Source organism: Campylobacter sp. CFSAN093246 (assembly GCF_012889415.1).
Lineage (GTDB): Bacteria > Campylobacterota > Campylobacteria > Campylobacterales > Campylobacteraceae > Campylobacter_D > Campylobacter_D jejuni.
This window is the reverse complement of sequence record NZ_CP040613.1, coordinates 1,309,312-1,328,710: the sequence shown is the minus strand read 5'-3', so window position 1 is coordinate 1,328,710 and position 19,399 is coordinate 1,309,312. Positions and strand designations below refer to the sequence as shown.

Here is a 19,399-nt window from a genome sequence, read left to right as displayed (position 1 = left end):
GGAGAAGATGAATGAAAAAAAATATTTTACGCTTAGGTATTGTCGTTTTGGTTTTACTTATAGCGGGAGTTTTATGGCTAAATAATGATATCAATCAAAAAAAAGAAGATGAAGCAAATAAAAATGCCATTGCAGCAAATGCTGATTTTTCTTTGCTTAGTGATGATGATCCAAATTTTGAAAAATGGGGTAAGGTTTTTCCAGAGCAACTAAAAATGTATTTAACGGTTGAAAAAGAAGAGCCTAAGGCTACTGAATTTGGTGGTAATTTAGCTTATTCAAAATTGATTCGCTTTCCCCAATTAACCATACTTTGGGCAGGATATCCTTTTAGCCTTGATTTCAATGAAGAAAGAGGGCATTTTTGGGTTCAAGTAGATCAAATGAAAACAGCAAGAAATAACAAAGATTTTCTTAATGCCCATGGACTTGCTGCTTTTAAAGGTCAACCCGCAGCTTGTATGAATTGTCATAGTGGATGGACTCCATGGCTTATAAAAAATGTTGCTAAAGGAGATTTTACCGCTTTTAACTCTACAAATTATTGGACTATGATTAAAAATATCCCAGCTGTTGATGGTATAGTAGAAAATTCACCTGAACATGCAGGCCCACATGGTGGTAAAAGAATGGGTGTAACTTGTGCAGATTGTCACAATCCAAATGATATGAGTTTAAGACTTACTCGTCCAGCAGCTATTAATGCTTTAGTTTCTAGAGGATATGAAAAAGATCCAGTACAAGGCGTAAAAGCTACAAGAGAAGAAATGAGAACTTTAGTTTGCTCTCAATGCCATGTTGAATACTATTTTAAACCAACAGGGGAAAAGGTAAAAGTAATGGGTGAAACTATTGTAGATGATAGTTCTAAAAAATGGTGGAATGGAACTCAGAAAAATTATGATGAGTATGAGTTTTGGAGAGATGGTAATAAAGCTAAAGAGATTGAAACCGATGGTATAGTTTTAACTTTTCCTTGGAGTGAGTGGAAAAAAGGACAACCATTTAGAATTGAAATGCTAGATGATTATTATGATAAAGTTCGTGGAGTATTTGGAGCTGATTTTACTCATAAATTAACAGGAGCGCAAATTATTAAAATTCAACATCCAGAAAGTGAACTTTATAGTGGCGGTGTACATGCTGCAAATGGGGTAAGTTGCGTGGATTGTCATATGCCTTATGTTAGAGAAGGAGCTAAAAAGGTTACTCAACACAACATCACCTCTCCTTTAAGAGATATTAACTCTGCTTGTAAGTCTTGTCATAAACAAAGCGAAGATTATTTAAAAGCTCAAGTGCTTGACATACAAAACAGCGTTGCACATGATCAAAGAACTGCAGAGTATGCAATTGTTAGTTTGATTATGGATACTAAAAAATTACGCGATGAACTAGGCAATATGGAAAAATTCCAAAGCGATGGAAAAGCTGATGCGAAAAAAATTAGCGAAGAGCTAAAAGAAGTTTTAGAACTTCATCGTAAAGCTCAAATGAGAGCAGATTTTGTTAATGCTGAAAACTCAACTGGTTTTCATAATCCTCGCGAAGCTTCAAGAATGTTATTGCAAGCTGTTGATATGGCAAGAATGGGACAAACTAAACTTGTAGAAATTGCAGCGGCAAATGGAATTAAAGATTTTAAAACTTCAAATTTAGGTTTTGAAGATATTCAAAAATTTAATCCAGGAGAGCTTTATTATAAAGTAGATGTTAATAATCACAAAGCTGGAGAGCGTTACTATGCAGATGAAAAAGATGTTAATGGCAATCCTCCAAAAGAACTTTTAGAGCATGATAAAGAGCTTGCTCCTTATAATTATCAAGTGATTGATAAAAAATAATTCTTAAGCCCTATAATCATAGGGCTTTTTCTTTTCTTTGTTTTAAAAAATATAAACTTTTTATTTAAAATTCACTTTTGCTTCACTTTGTTTTGTCAAAATATAACAAATTTTGATAATCAAAAAGGAGTTAAAATGATCAATAAAAATAAATTGTTTAGACAGGTTCATATCTATCTTAGTTTGTTCTTTTTGCCTTGTGCTTTGCTTTTTGCTTTAACAGGTATAGCGTATATTTTTGGTATTAATCAAGATGTGGGCTTAAAAGTTGAGCAGTATCAATTGTCAAAAGTTATAGAAAGTGGTAAAGAAAGAGAAGCTTTAATAGAGTATTTAAAAACAAATGGTTTAAAAGTACCATCTAATACAAATATAATTAAAAGTAAAGATAAAGGTATAACAATAGGTGGAACTCATTATAGTGCTAATATAACTCAAAATTCTACTAATGAATACAATATTACCTTAAAAACAAGATCTTTACTTGGAGATATGATTATGCTTCATAAAGATAAGGGTGCTTGGTATTTTTCTGTGCTTAGCGTAGGTTTTGGTATTACTTTATTTATGCTTTATATTTCAGGGCTTATGATTACTTTGTTTGCAAATAAAAAAGATAGAAGTAAACAATTTGCAGTTCTTGGAGTAGGGGTTGTTGTAACTTTGCTTTTGGCTTATCTTAGCCTTTGATTTTTCCTAGCTTTTTAAGCTAGGTATTATTTATTTTTTTGTATAATCATACTTTACTTTATTGGACAGATGGGTGAGTGGCTGAAACCACACCCCTGCTAAGGGTGCAGATCTTAACGGGTCTCGAGGGTTCAAATCCCTCTCTGTCCGCCACTAAAACTTTCTTGAAAATCCCAAGTATTTTATTAAGTATCGAAGCAAGAGACTAGCCCTTGCGAAGTTATATTATTTTACAGCGTTTTTGATTTCTAAAATCATGGTTTTTAAAGACTCTAGTCCATTTCCACTTGCTAAATACCAGTATTCTGGATCAAGATAGATGATTTTTTTGTTTTGCGCTGCTTTGGTTTTAGCGACAAGTGCATTATCGAGTATGCCTTGAGCACGTTCTTTGTTGCCTAAGATGACATTTCTATCAACAACAAAAATATAATCAGGATTTTTTTCTAGTATAAATTCAGAGTTGATACTTTTGCCGTGAGTGCCTACTTTTATATTCTCATCTACTGCATTAATCCCTAAAACATCGTGAATAATCCCAAAGCGAGATTGAGGACCAAAGGCTGAAATTTTGTTAGAATTTGTAAGAATGATAAGAGCTTTTTTATCTTCATCAACTATACTTTTGGCTTTTTCAATTTCATTTTTAATATCTGAAATTTTTTCTAAAGCTTCTTTTTCTAAACCATAAAGTTTTGCAACGCTTAAGACATTGTTTTCAAAAGAGCTTAAAAAATTTGCATTATCAAGACCTACAAATAAAGTTGGAGCTATTTCTTTTAACTTATCATAAAATTTACTTTGGCGTCCAGAAATGATGATAAGATCAGGTTTTAAAGCATTAATGGCTTCAAAATCAACTTGTTGTACTCCACCTACACTAGGTTTGTTTTTAAATTGTTGTAGGTATTTTGGTAAATTTTTAGCAGGAACGCCAACGACTTTATCATTTAATTTTAAAGCATCAAAAGTATCTAAAATTCCAAGATCTAAGATCACTACCTTAGAAGGATTTTTAGGGATTTTATTTTCTCCTAGACTATCCTTCACTAAAAAACTATTACCCTCATCGCTCATACTAATAGGCAAAACTTTCACCGTAGCAGTGTTGGTTTTTGTTGTAGAACTTGCGTTGTTTTCATTTGAGTTTGAATTACAAGCTGTTAAGATTAGACTTAAAAAAAATGCAAAAAATGCAAAAACTAAAGATTTTTTCATATTTTCTCCTTTTTAAAAATAAATACAAATTTTCTTACCATTAATTTGACTTACGGGTATATCCATATCATAAATTTGTTTTAAATTTTCTTGATTGATGATTTCATCTTTTGAGCCTTGTTTTAAAAGCTTCCCATCTTTTAAGGCTATGATTTCATCAGAATAAATCGAAGCAAAATTAATATCATGTAATACAACAGCTATACTTTTGTTAAAGTCTTTGACTAAATTTTTCATTAGTTGCATGATTTGTACGCTATGCTTCATATCAAGATTGTTCAAAGGTTCATCAAACATTATAAATTCAGTATCCTGAGCGATGATCATGGCTATAAAAGCTCTTTGCTTTTGTCCCCCGCTTAATGTATCTAAAAATTCATTTCTTAAGTTGCTAAGTTCCATGTATTCTAAAGCTTCATTGATTTTGATTTTATCGTTTGTATTAAGTCTTCCTTGAGAATGCGGAAAACGCCCAAAAGCGACTAATTCTTCAACTTTTAATCTTAAATTGATATTGTTTTGTTGTTTGAGAATGGAAATTTTTTGTGCTAAGATTTGCTCTTTATAATTTTTTAAATTCATTCCATCGATATAAATTTCTCCACTACTAGGTTTTATCAAACGACTTGCTAGAGCTAAAAGAGTGGATTTTCCAGCGCCATTGGCTCCTATTATAGAAGTGATTTTGCCTTTATGAAAATCAAGGCTAAGATCTGAAATAATGACTTTATTATCATAAAATTTGGTGATATTTTTTAGTTTAATCATAATTTATTACCCTTTAATACAAGATAGATAAAATATATCCCACCTAAGAAATTAATAACCATGCTTATAGTGGCATTATAATCAAAAACTCTAGAGACAAAAAATACCCCTCCAAGCAAAGCCAAAATACTAATAAGTATACAAGCGCTTAGCAAAATACTATGCTTTGCAGTTTTAAATAGTTCATAAGTGATATTTACCACCAAAAGCCCTAAAAAGGTTATAGGACCTACAAGTGCGGTGCTAATAGAAGTTAAAATAGCTATGATAATCATTAATTGTTTTGAAATTTTTTGATAATTTATCCCTAAATTTATCGCTAAATCTTTGCCTAAATTTAAAGGATCTAAAAATTTCATATAGCGAAAAATCCATATAAAACTTAAAAAGCTAATAATATAAGCAAGAATTAAAACATCAAAAGCAATATTATCAAAACTAGCAAACATTCTTCCTTGTATTACCATGAATTCATCAGGGTCGATTAGCACTTCAAAAAAAGAGCTTAAAGTGCTAAAAAGTGTTCCAAAAACTAAACCTAAAAGCATGATAAGATAAATACTTCTATCGCTACTAAATAAAATTTTATAAAGTCCTAGTGAAAAAACCACCATACAAACTAGAGTGATTAAAAAATTGATATCGTTTTTATAAACACTTAAATTAGCCGCACCAAAAGAAAAGATAAGAGCACTTTGAAGCAACATATATAAAGAATCTAATCCTATGATAGCAGGGGTTAGAATTTTGTTATTGCATAAAGTTTGAAAAATCACTGTTGAAACAGCGATACAAATAGCTACTATGATAATAGCCGCAATTTGTAAAAAACGACTTTTTAAAGCATACTCATCAAAGCCATTTAAACCCACAAGTATAAAAATCCCTATCATACCAAGTGTTAAAAAGCTTAAAATTAGCATTTTTTTACGCATAAACTTTCCTTTTTAGCAAAAGAAAGATAAAGATTAAAGATCCTAAAACACCTGTAGTGATGCTTAAAGGCATTTCAAAAGGAAAGATGACAAGTCTTGAAATGATATCGCAAACAAGTAAAAACAAAGCTCCACAAAGTGCTATATAGATAAGATTTTTTCTAAGATTATCACCTAGATAAAGAGCTACTAAATTTGGGATAATTAGCCCTAAAAAAGGGATAATCCCAACGCTTACAATCACTAAACTAGTGATAATGCTTACAATCATCAAGCCTAAAAATAATATCCCATTATAAGAAATTCCAAGATTTAAAGCTATATCTTCACCCATGCCAACTATGGTAATTTTATGAGCTAAAAAATAAGCAAGTATAAAAAGTGGTAAAGAAATGTAGAGCAATTCATAATTTCCCTGCATAACATTTGCCATACTGCCTTGTAGCCAACCTTGGATATTTTGTATATAATTTAAAGCATAGGCAAAAAAAGTGGTTATAGCACTAATAATACCTCCAAACATCAAGCCTATCAAAGGTACAAAAATCACATCTTTGAGTTTGATTTTTCTTAAAATTTGGATAAATATAAAAGAACCCAAAAGTGCAAATACAGAAGCAATGATAGTTTGAGTGAAAAAAGATGCTCCAGTAAAAAATATTAAAGAAATAAGTATGCCAAATTTAGCACAATCCATAGTTCCTGCCGTAGTTGGAGAAACGAATTTATTTTGCGTGAGTTGTTGCATGATAAGCCCGCATATACTAAGACTCATTCCTGTGAGTAAAATCGCTATAAGTCTAGGAATTCTTGTAAGGGTTATGATTTCTAGTTGAGTGGAGTTAAGATTAAGGATATCTTTTACATTGATACTGATAACTCCTATAAATAAACTTATCATTCCAAAGAATAAAAGTAAAGCTATAAGCACTTTTAAACTCAATATATGCTTAAAAAATAAATCTTTCCTTATAGTAATAATAATTATCAAAAATGAAATTGTAATGAAATTTGTTTTAAGAAATGATAAAACTACAAAGGATATTTTAGTAAGAAATCAAAAATCCAGTGGAAAGTCTTTGCAAGTGTTTGTTATAGTCTATAAGGCTTTCTCCATAGCCATTAAAGTATTGTAAATACCAATAAATTCCGTTATTAAAAATATCATATCCTAGATCAACTTGTATAGCGCCTTTGTTATTGTGGAATTTAAGATTATTTCTTAGCATAAGATTGATAAAATAATCATCACCTAAATACGCTAAATTCACATCAAAATTTCCCATATAATGCAAGATGGCAGGATTATCATCATCTTTTTTGTTTTCAGGAATTCTATACCAAAGGCGTGGAACAAATAAAAATTTATTATATAAAATAGCAGTAGATACATAAATTCTATTCCATGAGCGAGATTGTAAATTCTCATCTCCCTTGCCATTGCTTTCATGCAATATACCTACGCGTAGATTGTTAAAAAATTCATAATCTTTAAGATATAAAGGAAGATCTATAAAAAATTCTGGTTGATAGTTGGTTTCTCTAAAAGGAGAAGAATGCTCATAAATTTGCCACCAAGAAGTTTGAGTATAGGCTATATAATATTTTTCATCTAGTCCTAGTAAATTTTCAAAAAGTCTTTTTTTAACACTAAGTTGGAATTTCGCCTCACTCTTATTATTATTTACTCCTAAAGAATTAAAACTATAAGCAAAAGGTAAAAAATAATTCATCTTATAAGAGCTAATGCCAAGGGGATTAAAGCTTTCATTTTCACCAAGATAATTAGCCAAAGCTAAGCGAGAAAAGTCTTGTTTTTCTTCTTTTTTTATAGTGATAGAATTTTGCGTTTGTGTTGCTTGACTTGAGTTATTTTGTTCTTGAGAAATCAAAACAGATGAATTTTTTAAAGCGAGTTTTTTGTAAATTTCCATAGCTTTTTTATAATCGCCTTGTTTTTCATACTCTAAAGCTTGTTGTAAATCACTAGCCCATATAAAAACGCATAAGCTTAAAAATAAAGCAATTTTTCTCATTTTAACTTGCTTTTAAATTTTTCATATTCTTCATAAAAATTAAGATTTAAAAAAGCATCTTCATCTTCAAATTCTACAAATTTGGTTTTAATCTCAGAAAATAAAAGTCCTATTTTTTGTTCATTTTTTTCTAAGAAATTTTTACAAGTTTGAGCTAAAGAGCTGTGATAAAAGCCACATAAGGGATGTTTATGCAAAGGGGTTTTTGCTATGATTATTTTATAGTTTTGTTCTAAAAAAGGAAGCATTTTTAAAAGTTCATTTTCACCTACTTTAGGACTATCTACACTTAAAACAAAAACAAATTCATTTTTAAAATTTGAAAGTATAGAGTAAAGCGCAAGCATAGGAGAGTAAACTTCAAATTCTAAAGAATCTTTTATCAAGCTAAAATGGTTTTCAAATTTGTCTTCTTTCGCACTCACATAGACATTTTTAAAAATTTTAGAAAATTTATCTACTTGAAATTGAGTTAAATTTTGATTTTTAAGAATCAATTTGCTTTTATCTTGTCCCATACGGCTAGATTTACCACCACATAAAATCACGCAATTTAGCTCATTAAGCTGCACAAATTTCCTTTTTAATGTAATTCTACCACAAAATTCGCCAAAATATTTTATAATTTCTTTTATGAAATACACAGAACTTTTACAATTACAAACTTTTTTTTCTCGGTTTAAAAAAATCGATTTTATCAAGCGTATCAATGACAATATTTTGGAATTAAGCTTTGATAGAGAAAGATTTATTTTTGATCTTACTCGTGCAATGAGTGCGATTTATACAGCTAAATTTAATGCAAAAAATTATAATGCACCTTTTGATTTTATGCTTAAAAAGTATTTTAGCAATGCTTTTATAAAGGAAGTTAAAGTCCTTGAAGGCAATCGTATTTTATGTTTTAGTGTAAAAGCTAATAAGGCTTATAAAAGCTATGAGAGCAAAATTTATTTTGAATTTACGGGTAAAAATACCAATGTTATTCTTACAGATGAAAAAGATTTGATCATAGAGGCTTTAAGACACATTGATAAAAGTTATCGTGTTGTAAAACCTAATGTGATTTTAGAGTCTTTAAAGCCTTATAAAATGGATGAAAATTTTGAGGAAATTAAAGACTTTGCAGATTATTTTTCTCGCAAATTTACAAGCATTTATGAGAGTAAAATCAAACAAATAAAAAATTTAAAACTTGCACAAGTGGATAAAAAAATACAAAATTTACAAGAACTTTTTTCTAGTTTAGATGAAGAAAATTCTTTACTCTTAAAAGCTTTAGAATACAGAAAAAGGGCTGATGTATTGTTTGCAAATTTGAGTGTTTTAAAAGATTATGAAAGGGAATTTAAGCTTGATGATTTTGAAGGCAAAGAGCTTGAATTTAAGCTTGAATTTAGTCCTAAGCAAAGTGCTAATTTATATTATAAAAATGCTAAAAAATTAGAACAAAAAGCTAAAAATTTAAACATACAAAGACAAAATTTAAAAGAAAAGTTAGATTTTACCTTGAGTTTGAAAGAATTATTGCTTCAAGCTAAGAGTGAGATAGAGCTTGAAATTTTACTACCTAAAAAAAATAGCAAAAAAAATCAAGATCATAAACAAGAAGATCTTGTGGCAAATTTTTATTTTAACGAGTTTAAAATTTGCGTGGGTAAAAATGAAAAAGGCAATGAATTTTTACTTAAAAATGCTAAAAAAGATGATTTGTGGCTTCATGTAAGGGATATTCCTAGCGCACATACTTTGATTGTATCAAACAAGCAAAAAATCAGCCTCGATGTGATAGAATTTGCTGCAAGGCTTTGTGTAAGCTTTTCTAAGTTAAAGAAAGGTTCGTATTGGGTCGATTATACTTTAAAAAATTTTGTTAAGGTTCAGCAAAAGGCGTTTGTAAATTATACAAATTTTAAAAGTATTAATATCACAAAGGATTAAAATGCCAGTTAGCCCTTTAGGAAATATCAATTATATAAATCAGAATATGGCTTATCCAGCTACACAAGCAAGCAATGAGCTTGCAAAAGAAGGTTTTGCAGCTACGCTAAATATGGCTGAATTTAATGAAAAAGAAAAAACTTTAAACAAGCTTGAGAAAGTCAATGAGACTCATGAAATCAAAGAAGAGATCAAAGAAAAAGCCGAACAAGAAGAAAAAAAGAAAAAACACAATCAAGAAGCTAAAACCAGTGATGATGAGAAAAATGAAGAAGATGAGTCTAAAGATCCAAATTTTAAAGACGCACAAAGCATTCATCGCTTAGATATTAGTATATAAGGAAAAATATGTTTAATACAACTAGAATTATTTCAGCTCTTGTGATGATAGGGGCTATTATTATTATCGCGTTGATTGATCAATTTTTTATCAATTTTATCGTTTTTGCGGTTTTATTGTATCTATCTTTTAGTGAAGCAAAAAAACTTTTTGCTTTAGAAAATATCTCTATTATCCCTTTGGCTATAGCTTTTATTTTGGGAAGTTTATCGCATAAAGCTTTGCTTTTTGGGATTTTAGTTTTGTTATTAGTCGTTGGATATTTGGTTTATAAAAAGGCTTCCTTAAAACCAGCTCTTATTTATATTTATCCTAGTTTGCCTATTTTAGCACTTTGGCAAGTGTATTTAGATCAGGGTATGTTTGCACTTTTTTGGCTTATCATTATCGTTGCAGCTTGTGATAGTGGGGCGTATTTTATCGGAAAACTTATGGGTAAAACTCCTTTTTCTCCAACAAGTCCAAACAAAACCTTAGAAGGTGTTATAGGTGGCTTGATTTGTGCGAGTGTTATTGGAACTATTTTGGGAGTTTTTGTTTATAGTTTTTGGCTTTCTTTGCTTTGTTCGTTTTTTGTAGCGATTTTTGCAGTGATTGGAGATTTGCTTGAGAGTTATTTTAAAAGAGAAGCAGGTGTAAAAGATAGTGGAGATCTTATCCCTGGTCATGGGGGCGTGCTTGATAGGATCGATGCGGTGATCATTGCTGCTTTTGTGATGGTTGCTCTTTTATGATACTTTTTGGAAGTACGGGCAGTATAGGAGTAAATGCTCTTAAACTTGCTGCTTTAAAAAACATTCCCATTTCTGCTTTAGCTTGTGGGGATAACATCGCTCTTTTAAATGAGCAAATCGCAAGGTTTAAACCCAAATTTGTTTCCATAAAAGATTCAAAAAATAAGCATTTAGTTAAACACGATAGAGTTTTTATAGGGCAAGAAGGTTTAGAGCAAATTTTAACAGAATGTCAAGATAAGCTTTTACTCAATGCCATTGTAGGTTTTGCAGGACTTAAAAGCACTTTAAAGGCTAAAGAGCTTGGCAAAAACATAGCTTTAGCTAACAAAGAAAGTCTTGTAGTAGCTGGGAGTTTTTTGAAAGGGGCTAAATTTTTACCCGTTGATAGTGAGCATGCAGCTTTAAAATTTTTACTCGAAGGTAAAAAAAATATAGCAAAACTTTATATCACAGCAAGTGGTGGAGCTTTTTATAGGTATAAAATCAAAGATTTAAATCAAGTCAGTGTCAAAGATGCTTTAAAACATCCTAATTGGAACATGGGAGCAAAGATCACTATAGATAGTGCGACTATGGCAAATAAGCTTTTTGAGATTATAGAGGCTTATCATTTATATGATTTTAAAGAAATTGATGCTTTAATAGAACCAAGATCTTTAGTGCATGCAATGTGTGAATTTAAAAATGGAGCTAGCACGGCGTATTTTTCAAAAGCAGATATGAAACTAGCTATTTCAGATGCTATATTTGAAAAACAAGATACGCCTATTTTAGAGGCTGTTGATTTTAGCAAAATGCCTGCTTTAAAATTTCATCCAATCAGCACAAAAAAATATCCTATTTTTAAGCTTAAAAATACATTTTTAAAAGAGCCAAATTTAGGTGTTATCATCAATGCTGCTAATGAAGTTGGTGTTTATAATTTTTTAGAAAATAAAAGTGGATTTTTAGACATTGCTAAATGCATTTTTAAAGCCCTTGATCATTTTGGAGTACCTAAAATTTCAAGCATAGAAGAAGTTTTTGAGTATGATTTTAAAACAAGAGAGTATTTAAGGAGTTAAAATGAAATTTTTTTTAACAATTTTATTTTTTATAACAAGCATTTTTGCTTTAGAGCTAGACTTTAGCGTAGGAGAAAATGGAAAAAGTCTAGATGATAATAATACAGTTTTAATTTTTGGTGGAATTCAAGGCGATGAGCCTGGTGGATTTCATGCGGCAAGTTTGCTTTTGAGTGATTATAATATCACTAAGGGTAAGATTATAGTGGCTCCAAATTTAGCTTTTGATAGCATTATCAAGCGTTCTCGTGGGAATAATGGGGATTTAAACCGTAAATTTGCAAGCATTAGCCCAAAAGATCCTGATTATAAAACCGTTCAACGCATTAAAGAGCTTATTTTACTTCCTGAAGTTAGTATGGTGATCAATCTTCACGATGGTTGGGGTTTTTATAAACCCACTTATATCGATGCGATGCAAAATCCTAAGCGTTGGGGAAATTCAAGCGTGATTGATACAAGCGAAATCAATGCAAGCAAATACCCTGATCTTGAAAATATCGCCACTCAAACCGTAAATAGTGTCAATTCTTCGCTTGCTGATCCAAAGCATGCTTATCATCTTAAAAACACCAAAACCCAAGAGCTTGGCGATACGGAAATGCTTAAAGCTTTAACTTATTTTGTGATTTCAAATCACAAAGCCGCTTTTGCAAATGAAGCGAGTAAAAATCTGCCTGTAAATTTAAGAGCTTATTATCATCTTTTGGCAATTGAAAATTATTTAAAAACTGCAGGAATTGAATTTAGCAGAGATTTCGAACTCACTCCACAAGGAGTTGATAAAGCCATAAATAAAGAGCTTGAAGTAAAACTTTTTGATGATAGAATTTTACTTTCTTTAAAAAATCCAAGAAAGGTTATCAACTATGTGCCTTTTCCGGTAAATAAAGAGTTAAATTATAACACAAGCAATGAACTTACGGCTGTTATCGCAGAAGGAAATTCTTTTTATATCCAATATGGCAATCGTTTTCAAACAAGATTATATCCTGAGTATTTAGAATTTAGCGATGCTTTTAATGAAGTAACTTTTCAAGTTGATGGCAATGAAACCACAGTTCCTTTTGGAACCAAGGTAAAAGTAAAAGAGAATTTTCTTATTCCAAAGATAGCTAATGTGCGCGTAAATATCATAGGCTTTGATCACTCAAAAGATGAAAGTGGTATTTTAGTTCATAAAAAAAATATGCAAACACAATACTCTTTAGACATGGCAGGTAAAATTTATAGAGCGGAATTTTATGAGTTAAGAGGTGCAAATTTGCAACAACTTTTAGAGGCAAATATCAATAGCAAGTTGATCAAAAACGCTAAAAATTTGGATTTAAATACTCTTAAAATGGCAAGATCAAAAGATAAATTCTTAGGTTCTATTTTAGTGGAATTTGAATGAAAAATCTTATCCTAGCTATAGAAAGTTCTTGTGATGATAGTTCTATAGCTATCATTGATAAAAACACCTTAGAATGTAAATTTCATAAAAAAATTTCCCAAGAATTAGATCATAGTATCTATGGGGGAGTGGTACCTGAACTTGCTGCAAGACTTCATAGCGAGGCTTTACCAAAGATGCTTAAGCAATGCAAAGAGCATTTTAAAAATCTTTGTGCCATAGCTGTGACAAATGAACCTGGACTTAGTGTTTCTTTGCTCAGTGGAATTTCTATGGCAAAAACCTTAGCAAGTGCGCTAAATTTACCCTTAATCCCTATAAATCATCTTAAAGGTCATATTTATAGTCTTTTTTTGGAAGAAAAAATTTCTTTAGATATGGGAATTTTGCTTGTTAGTGGTGGGCATACCATGGTGCTTTATCTTAAAGATGATGCAAGCTTAGAGCTTTTAGCAAGTACAAATGATGATAGCTTTGGAGAAAGTTTTGATAAAGTGGCTAAAATGATGAATTTAGGTTACCCTGGTGGGGTCATCATAGAAAATTTAGCAAAAAATGCCAAACTTAAAAATATCTCTTTTAACACACCTTTAAAGCATTCTAAAGAACTCGCTTTCAGTTTTTCAGGGCTTAAAAATGCAGTGCGTTTGGAAATTTTAAAACATGAAAATTTAAATGAAGACACAAAAGCAGAAATAGCTTATGCCTTTGAAAATACAGCTTGTGATCATATCATGGATAAATTAGAAAAAATTTTTAATCTTTATAAATTTAAAAATTTTGGCGTTGTAGGTGGAGCTAGTGCAAATCTTAACTTGCGTTCGCGTTTGCAAAATTTATGTCAAAAATATAATGCAAATTTAAAACTAGCTCCTTTAAAATTCTGCTCTGATAATGCTTTGATGATAGCAAGAGCCGCAGTTGATGCTTATGAAAAAAAGGAATTTGTAAGTGTAGAAGAAGATATTTTAAGCCCTAAAAATAAAAATTTTTCAAGGATATAGATGAAAAAAGCTTTTACTATATTAGAACTTGTTTTTGTGATCGTTATTTTGGGAATTTTAGCCGCTATTGCTTTGCCAAAAATGAGTTCAAGTAAGGATGAAGCTGAAGTTAGCAAGTCTTTAAACAACCTTAAAACTTTGATCAATGATATAAGCATTTATACTTTAAAAAATGATCATTTAAGCTCTATAAAAACGATGAGTAATGTAAGCGGGGTCGAAAATGTTGATCTTAGTAATTTTAACGGTATAAAAGAAGTAAATTTTCGCGTAGGCGATGATAAAGAATGCTTAAAACTTGTTTTTATAAATAAAGCTGATTTTATACTCATGGGAATTTCAAGCAATGAAGCAAGTAAAAATGCTATCATCAACGCAGCTAATCAAAGCCATGAAGATTTAGAAAATATAGACTTTACAAGCTCTTCTAGTAATAAAGCTTGTGTGATTTTAAGTAAGAATGAAAATTTTAAAAACCTAGCGAGTAAAACTTATCTTTTAATAGGGGGAATGTAATGATAGTGAGTAAAGCTTATGAGATTGACTCTTGTGATGATGTAGAGCTTGGTATAAAAAGAGAATCAAAGCTTGAATTTAAGCTTTGGTATGATGATGAAAAAACACCTGAAGCCTTGGTGTTTGTGGTGCAAGGTATGGGTGATGATATATCATCGATCCAATATGTTGGTGATTATATGGTAAGGCAATTTAATACTGCTGTAGTTGGAGTAAATTATCATTGTATTGGCAATCGTCCTCAAACCGGATCAAGCTTTTTTATGGATGATATAGACAAGCTTATTTTAAAAGCAAGTTGTGAAGCTGCGGATATCAAGCTTCCTTATGATGTTGATAAAATTCAAGACTATAAAGCAATGAGTGAAATTTTTCATTTTGTAAATAATCAAATAGTTGAAGGCAAGCAAAAAGGTAATTTTACGCCAAATTATTTTTTAAATTTGCATGTGAGTTTGCAACCGACAAAAAACGAGTATCAAAATTTTGGGATCATGCAAGCTCAAGATCTTTTAAATGTCGCACTTTACCTTAAAAAACACGCTCCTTTTGATACTATGGGGGGGGGTATACCAATTATCATGATAGGGGGTTCTCACGGGGGATATTTAGCGCATTTGGCAGCTAAGATTGCGCCTTGGTTAGTAGATGGAGTGTTGGATAATTCTGCATATGCTAAGTTTTTATGGAGAGTTGTAGGTTTTGGAAAGGAAATAGATTTTATGCAGTATAGTGAATTTGCTACTTTTGATTTTTTTCATCATATTAAAACACATTGTTCGACAAAAACTTTTTGGACGAGTAATTCTTCATCGCCTCGTTTTTTTTCTCCCGCAAGAAGAAAAATTCGAAATCTTTTAGAGGAAGATCATCTTTTAAAACAATCAAAATGTTTAAAAACTTGCTTTATAAGTTATCATTCCTTATACGATGAGTATGTTTCTTTAAAAGAAAAAACTATGTTCTATGAAGAGCTTGAGAAACTTGGTTTTGATGTAACTTTGCATTCTATTACTAAAGAATCTCAAGTTGATGGAAAATTTATTAAAAACTTAAATCATGGCATGGGAATTCCGGTAAAACTTTTGATTAAGAAAGAACTTCCCTTAATGCTAGAAAAAATAAAACAAAATTCAAAAAAAGATTATAAAGAAAAATGTATCTCTTATCCTTGCGAGGATTTGTTGTATCAATTTAGCGAAAAAGATGACAAAATGTCACTAAAGATAGATAAAATTTAAGGAAACCTAATGACCATACTAGAAAAAAACATACAAGCTTTATTAAGTGGGGTAAATGAACCCTTAGGAAATAAACTTTTAAATTTCATACAAAATAAAACTTGCTCTCGTTTTAATATAGATGAAAATTTAAATATCTTTGATAAAACTCATAATGTTTTCATGTATGAAAACTTAGAAGAAGAAATAAATTTTTTCTATCAAAGTATTTTAGAAAAAACTCCTAGATATCCTTTTATATGTATTTATGGTATAGGCAATGCTTTACTGATTAAAAATTTAGCTAAACACTATAAACATCTGTTTGTATTTGAAAGTGAAATAGAACTTTTTATTCTAGCTTTAAGTACGATAGATTTGAGTGAAGAGCTTTGTAGTGGAAAAATTTATCTTGTGGATATCGAAGAAGAAAGAGTAGATATTCAACTGCTTATACTTTTTGATATGAAAGATATGTTTGAGTACTTAAGTTTGTATGAAATGTTTGTGAATAATGTTTATTATAAAAAGTTTTATGAGGATGTCTGGCATAAAGCAGATGAGCTTTGCGAGAAAAATATAAAAGTTGTGATAAGAAATTTAAATTCTAGTTTATGTATCGGTTTTGAGTGTTATTCTCATCTTTTACAAAACATCCCTTCTATGCTTGAAAGCATTCCTTTTCAAAGAATCTTAAGCCAAAGAAAAAACAAATTTGATAATGCTATAGTAGTTTCTGCAGGACCTTCTCTTATTAAACAACTTTCTTTACTTAAAGCTTATCAAGATAAAGCAGTGATATTTTGCGCGGATGGGGCTTTGAGCATGCTTGAAAAAGAAGGTATAGTGCCTGATTATGTTACGAATTTAGATTTTACTGATCTAGCAATGAAATTTTTTCAAAATAAAGAAAATAAAACTTCTTTAAATGTGCTTTCATGTGCTACTCATCTTAGCTTGGTTCATTTTTTAGATAATAAAAGTGTAGTTTTAAGAGATGACCCTTTATATCAACGCTTCAATCTTAATGACTTTGGTTATATTGATACAGGTACTCATGTAAGTCATTTTTCTTATACTTTAGCTTTAGCTTTAGGGTTTAAAAATATTATTATGATAGGGCAAGATTTAGCCTTTGATGAAGAAGGAAATTCACACTCAAAAGGTTTTGATTTTGGAGAGAAATTTAGCGGTGAAGAAAATATAGATAAACTTAAAGTCCCTGCCTATGGAGGCAAAGGAGAAGTTTTAACTCATATAACCTGGAATGATTATCGTATAAAACTTGAATATCTTTTTGCTTGCAACGAACAAAAAGCAAAGTTTTACAATGCTACTGAAGGTGGAGCAAGGATTAATTTCACTGAAGAACTTTCTTTTAAAGAATGTTGTGAAAAACTCCTTACAAAAGAAAAACCTAAATTTGAACTTCCAAAAAGTTTAACTAAAAATAGAAGTGATAAACTACTAGCTAAATTCAAAGAAAAAATACAAAAAGATCAAGAAAATGCTAAAAGATTTTTAGACGATGCTTTAGCTTTAAAACAAATTTTAGAAAATATACTCAGTAAAGATTTTATCTTGCCTTTGGAATTTTTAGAAAAAGTATATCAAAACATAGAAAATTTCAATCACTCTTTAGATACAGATGAGTTTATACAGGATGGTATTTTAAAAGCAGTGATGTATGAGCGAGGACTTAAGATAAGTTTAGTTTATAAAGAAAATATTGTAGATAATGCTAGTTTTATCACAGCCTATATCAAGGCTTATGATGAATGGTTGCTTTATTTTATAGAAAAACTAGAGCAAAGAATAAATATTATCATCGATTCTTTTAAGGAACTTCCATGAATTTGCTAGAAAAAAACATACAAGCTTTATTAAGTGGGGTAAATGAACCCTTAGGAAATAAACTTTTAAATTTCATACAAAATAAAACTTGCTCTCGTTTTAATATAGATGAAAATTTAAATATCTTTGATAAAACTCATAATGTTTTCATGTATGAAAACTTAGAAGAAGAAATAAATTTTTTCTATCAAAGTATTTTAGAAAAAACTCCTAGATATCCTTTTATATGTATTTATGGTATAGGCAATGCTTTACTGATTAAAAATTTAGCTAAACACTATAAACATCTGTTTGTATTTGAAAGTGAAATAGAACTTTTTATTCTAGCTTTAAGCACGATAGATTTGAGTGAAGAGTTGAAAGTTTATAAGATTGTATTATTTGACTGTGTTGCAAAGGATTTAGAAATTCAAATTGCTATGATTTTTGATCAGCAAAGTATTTTAGAGTATTTAAGTTTATATGAAATGTTTATTAGCTCGCATTATTATCTTAAATACTATGAAACTTCTATTTTATCTTTAAATGAACTTTGTATTAAAAGTGCAAGTGTAGCAATAAGGAATGCAGATATTACTTGTTTTTTACCTTTGCTAACACATGGACAGTTTTTACAAAACATCCCTTCTATGCTTGAAAGCATTCCTTTTCAAAGAATCTTAAGCCAAAGAAAAAACAAATTTGATAATGCTATAGTAGTTTCTGCAGGACCTTCTCTTATTAAACAACTTTCTTTACTTAAAGCTTATCAAGATAAAGCAGTGATATTTTGCGCGGATGGGGCTTTGAGCATGCTTGAAAAAGAAGGTATAGTGCCTGATTATGTTACGAATTTAGATTTTACTGATCTAGCAATGAAATTTTTTCAAAATAAAGAAAATTTAAAACAAAGCATCATTGCTCTTGAGTGTGCTACGCATCCTAATATCGTGCGTAGCTTAAATGCTGAAAATTGTATGATTGTTTTAAGAAATAAAGCCCTTTATCAACGCTTCAATCTTAATGACTTTGGTTATATTGATACAGGTACTCATGTAAGTCATTTTTCTTATACTTTAGCTTTAGCTTTAGGGTTTAAAAATATTATTATGATAGGGCAAGATTTAGCCTTTGATGAAGAAGGAAATTCACACTCAAAAGGTTTTGATTTTGGAGAGAAATTTAGCGGTGAAGAAAATATAGATAAACTTAAAGTCCCTGCCTATGGAGGCAAAGGAGAAGTTTTAACTCATATAACCTGGAATGATTATCGTATAAAACTTGAATATCTTTTTGCTTGCAACGAACAAAAAGCAAAGTTTTACAATGCTACTGAAGGTGGAGCAAGGATTAATTTCACTGAAGAACTTTCTTTTAAAGAATGTTGTGAAAAACTCCTTACAAAAGAAAAACCTAAATTTGAACTTCCAAAAAGTTTAACTAAAAATAGAAGTGATAAACTACTAGCTAAATTCAAAGAAAAAATACAAAAAGATCAAGAAAATGCTAAAAGATTTTTAGACGATGCTTTAGCTTTAAAACAAATTTTAGAAAATATACTCAGTAAAGATTTTATCTTGCCTTTGGAATTTTTAGAAAAAGTATATCAAAACATAGAAAATTTCAATCACTCTTTAGATACAGATGAGTTTATACAGGATGAAGTTTTAAGAGGAGCTTTTGCTTATCGTGGAAAAATGATTGCTGATGTATTAAAACTTCATATACAAGATAAAACGCATTTCATCACAGCTTATATCAAAGCTTATGATGAATGGTTGATTTATTTTATAGAAAAGTTAGGGCAAAAATACAAGTCTTTGTCAAAAGTATGAAATTTTATTACCAAAGTATAAA

The 19,399-nt window shown here is 30.1% G+C and carries 18 protein-coding genes and 1 tRNA gene; 13 read left to right on the top strand and 6 right to left on the bottom strand.

Going from position 1 to position 19,399, the window contains the following annotated elements; genetic code table 11:
• Positions 1 to 11 precede the first annotated feature (11 nt).
• From FBE87_RS06935 to FBE87_RS06925, 3 genes are all read left to right on the top strand, one after another.
• The gene (locus FBE87_RS06935) at positions 12 to 1,844 is read left to right on the top strand and encodes an ammonia-forming cytochrome c nitrite reductase subunit c552 (RefSeq protein ID WP_002867305.1); all 1,833 of its coding nucleotides are present in this window, start codon (positions 12 to 14) and stop codon (positions 1,842 to 1,844) included.
• Between the two features lie 135 nt (positions 1,845 to 1,979).
• Entirely contained in the window at positions 1,980 to 2,534 is a 555-nt protein-coding gene (locus FBE87_RS06930) for a membrane protein (RefSeq protein ID WP_002855904.1), read from the top strand.
• 63 nt (positions 2,535 to 2,597) lie between these two features.
• Positions 2,598 to 2,687: transfer RNA gene (locus tag FBE87_RS06925), tRNA-Ser, on the top strand.
• Positions 2,688 to 2,759: 72 nt separating this feature from the next.
• On the opposite strand, the gene ceuB is transcribed toward FBE87_RS06925, so the two are convergent.
• The 6 genes from ceuB to FBE87_RS06895 all read right to left on the bottom strand — a co-directional run bounded on the left by ceuB (position 2,760) and on the right by FBE87_RS06895 (position 8,063).
• On the bottom strand, positions 2,760 to 3,752 hold the full coding sequence (gene ceuB / locus FBE87_RS06920) for an enterochelin ABC transporter substrate-binding protein CeuB (protein WP_100621851.1): 993 nt from the start codon (positions 3,750 to 3,752) through the stop codon (positions 2,760 to 2,762).
• A gap of 12 nt (positions 3,753 to 3,764) precedes the next feature.
• Positions 3,765 to 4,520: an ABC transporter ATP-binding protein gene (locus tag FBE87_RS06915; protein WP_002858409.1), complete on the bottom strand. Its 756-nt coding sequence runs from the start codon at positions 4,518 to 4,520 to the stop codon at positions 3,765 to 3,767.
• Positions 4,517 to 5,455 (bottom strand): iron chelate uptake ABC transporter family permease subunit, encoded by a 939-nt coding sequence (locus tag FBE87_RS06910; RefSeq protein ID WP_038816948.1) that lies wholly within the window; start codon positions 5,453 to 5,455, stop codon positions 4,517 to 4,519. Before FBE87_RS06910 ends, FBE87_RS06915 begins: the two co-directional genes overlap by 4 nt.
• Positions 5,448 to 6,428 (bottom strand): ABC transporter permease, encoded by a 981-nt coding sequence (locus FBE87_RS06905; protein ID WP_285949239.1) that lies wholly within the window; start codon positions 6,426 to 6,428, stop codon positions 5,448 to 5,450. The genes FBE87_RS06910 and FBE87_RS06905 overlap by 8 nt, the downstream gene beginning before the upstream one ends.
• Before the next feature lie 73 nt (positions 6,429 to 6,501).
• A complete protein-coding gene (locus tag FBE87_RS06900; protein ID WP_002864239.1) occupies positions 6,502 to 7,491 on the bottom strand; it encodes a phospholipase A in 990 nt (329 codons plus the stop codon).
• Positions 7,488 to 8,063 (bottom strand): molybdenum cofactor guanylyltransferase, encoded by a 576-nt coding sequence (locus FBE87_RS06895; RefSeq protein ID WP_002867312.1) that lies wholly within the window; start codon positions 8,061 to 8,063, stop codon positions 7,488 to 7,490. The genes FBE87_RS06900 and FBE87_RS06895 overlap by 4 nt, the downstream gene beginning before the upstream one ends.
• 61 nt (positions 8,064 to 8,124) lie before the next feature.
• Between FBE87_RS06895 and FBE87_RS06890 the strand changes: the two genes are divergently transcribed.
• The 10 genes from FBE87_RS06890 to FBE87_RS06845 are packed head-to-tail and all read left to right on the top strand — an operon-like array spanning position 8,125 to position 19,377.
• Entirely contained in the window at positions 8,125 to 9,432 is a 1,308-nt protein-coding gene (locus tag FBE87_RS06890) for an NFACT family protein (RefSeq protein ID WP_038401615.1), read from the top strand.
• 1 nt (position 9,433) lies between these two features.
• Complete coding sequence (locus FBE87_RS06885; protein WP_002852397.1) at positions 9,434 to 9,772, top strand: hypothetical protein; 339 nt, start codon at positions 9,434 to 9,436, stop codon at positions 9,770 to 9,772.
• Between the two features lie 8 nt (positions 9,773 to 9,780).
• On the top strand, positions 9,781 to 10,506 hold the full coding sequence (locus FBE87_RS06880; RefSeq protein WP_002869557.1) for a phosphatidate cytidylyltransferase: 726 nt from the start codon (positions 9,781 to 9,783) through the stop codon (positions 10,504 to 10,506).
• Positions 10,503 to 11,573: a 1-deoxy-D-xylulose-5-phosphate reductoisomerase gene (dxr, locus tag FBE87_RS06875; protein ID WP_002864243.1), complete on the top strand. Its 1,071-nt coding sequence runs from the start codon at positions 10,503 to 10,505 to the stop codon at positions 11,571 to 11,573. Before FBE87_RS06880 ends, dxr begins: the two co-directional genes overlap by 4 nt.
• A 1-nt stretch (position 11,574) precedes the next feature.
• Complete coding sequence (locus FBE87_RS06870; protein WP_002869556.1) at positions 11,575 to 12,969, top strand: M99 family carboxypeptidase catalytic domain-containing protein; 1,395 nt, start codon at positions 11,575 to 11,577, stop codon at positions 12,967 to 12,969.
• The gene (gene tsaD, locus FBE87_RS06865) at positions 12,966 to 13,973 is read left to right on the top strand and encodes a tRNA (adenosine(37)-N6)-threonylcarbamoyltransferase complex transferase subunit TsaD (RefSeq protein WP_002864246.1); all 1,008 of its coding nucleotides are present in this window, start codon (positions 12,966 to 12,968) and stop codon (positions 13,971 to 13,973) included. Before FBE87_RS06870 ends, tsaD begins: the two co-directional genes overlap by 4 nt.
• Complete coding sequence (locus tag FBE87_RS06860; protein ID WP_002799196.1) at positions 13,974 to 14,489, top strand: prepilin-type N-terminal cleavage/methylation domain-containing protein; 516 nt, start codon at positions 13,974 to 13,976, stop codon at positions 14,487 to 14,489.
• Positions 14,489 to 15,730 (top strand): DUF2920 family protein, encoded by a 1,242-nt coding sequence (locus FBE87_RS06855; protein ID WP_002864247.1) that lies wholly within the window; start codon positions 14,489 to 14,491, stop codon positions 15,728 to 15,730. Before FBE87_RS06860 ends, FBE87_RS06855 begins: the two co-directional genes overlap by 1 nt.
• A gap of 9 nt (positions 15,731 to 15,739) precedes the next feature.
• The gene (locus FBE87_RS06850) at positions 15,740 to 17,563 is read left to right on the top strand and encodes a motility associated factor glycosyltransferase family protein (protein ID WP_168940551.1); all 1,824 of its coding nucleotides are present in this window, start codon (positions 15,740 to 15,742) and stop codon (positions 17,561 to 17,563) included.
• Positions 17,560 to 19,377 carry a motility associated factor glycosyltransferase family protein gene (locus FBE87_RS06845; protein WP_168940550.1) on the top strand — a complete coding sequence of 606 codons (1,818 nt, stop codon included), beginning with the start codon at positions 17,560 to 17,562 and terminating at the stop codon, positions 19,375 to 19,377. Before FBE87_RS06850 ends, FBE87_RS06845 begins: the two co-directional genes overlap by 4 nt.
• Positions 19,378 to 19,399: the final 22 nt, after the last annotated feature.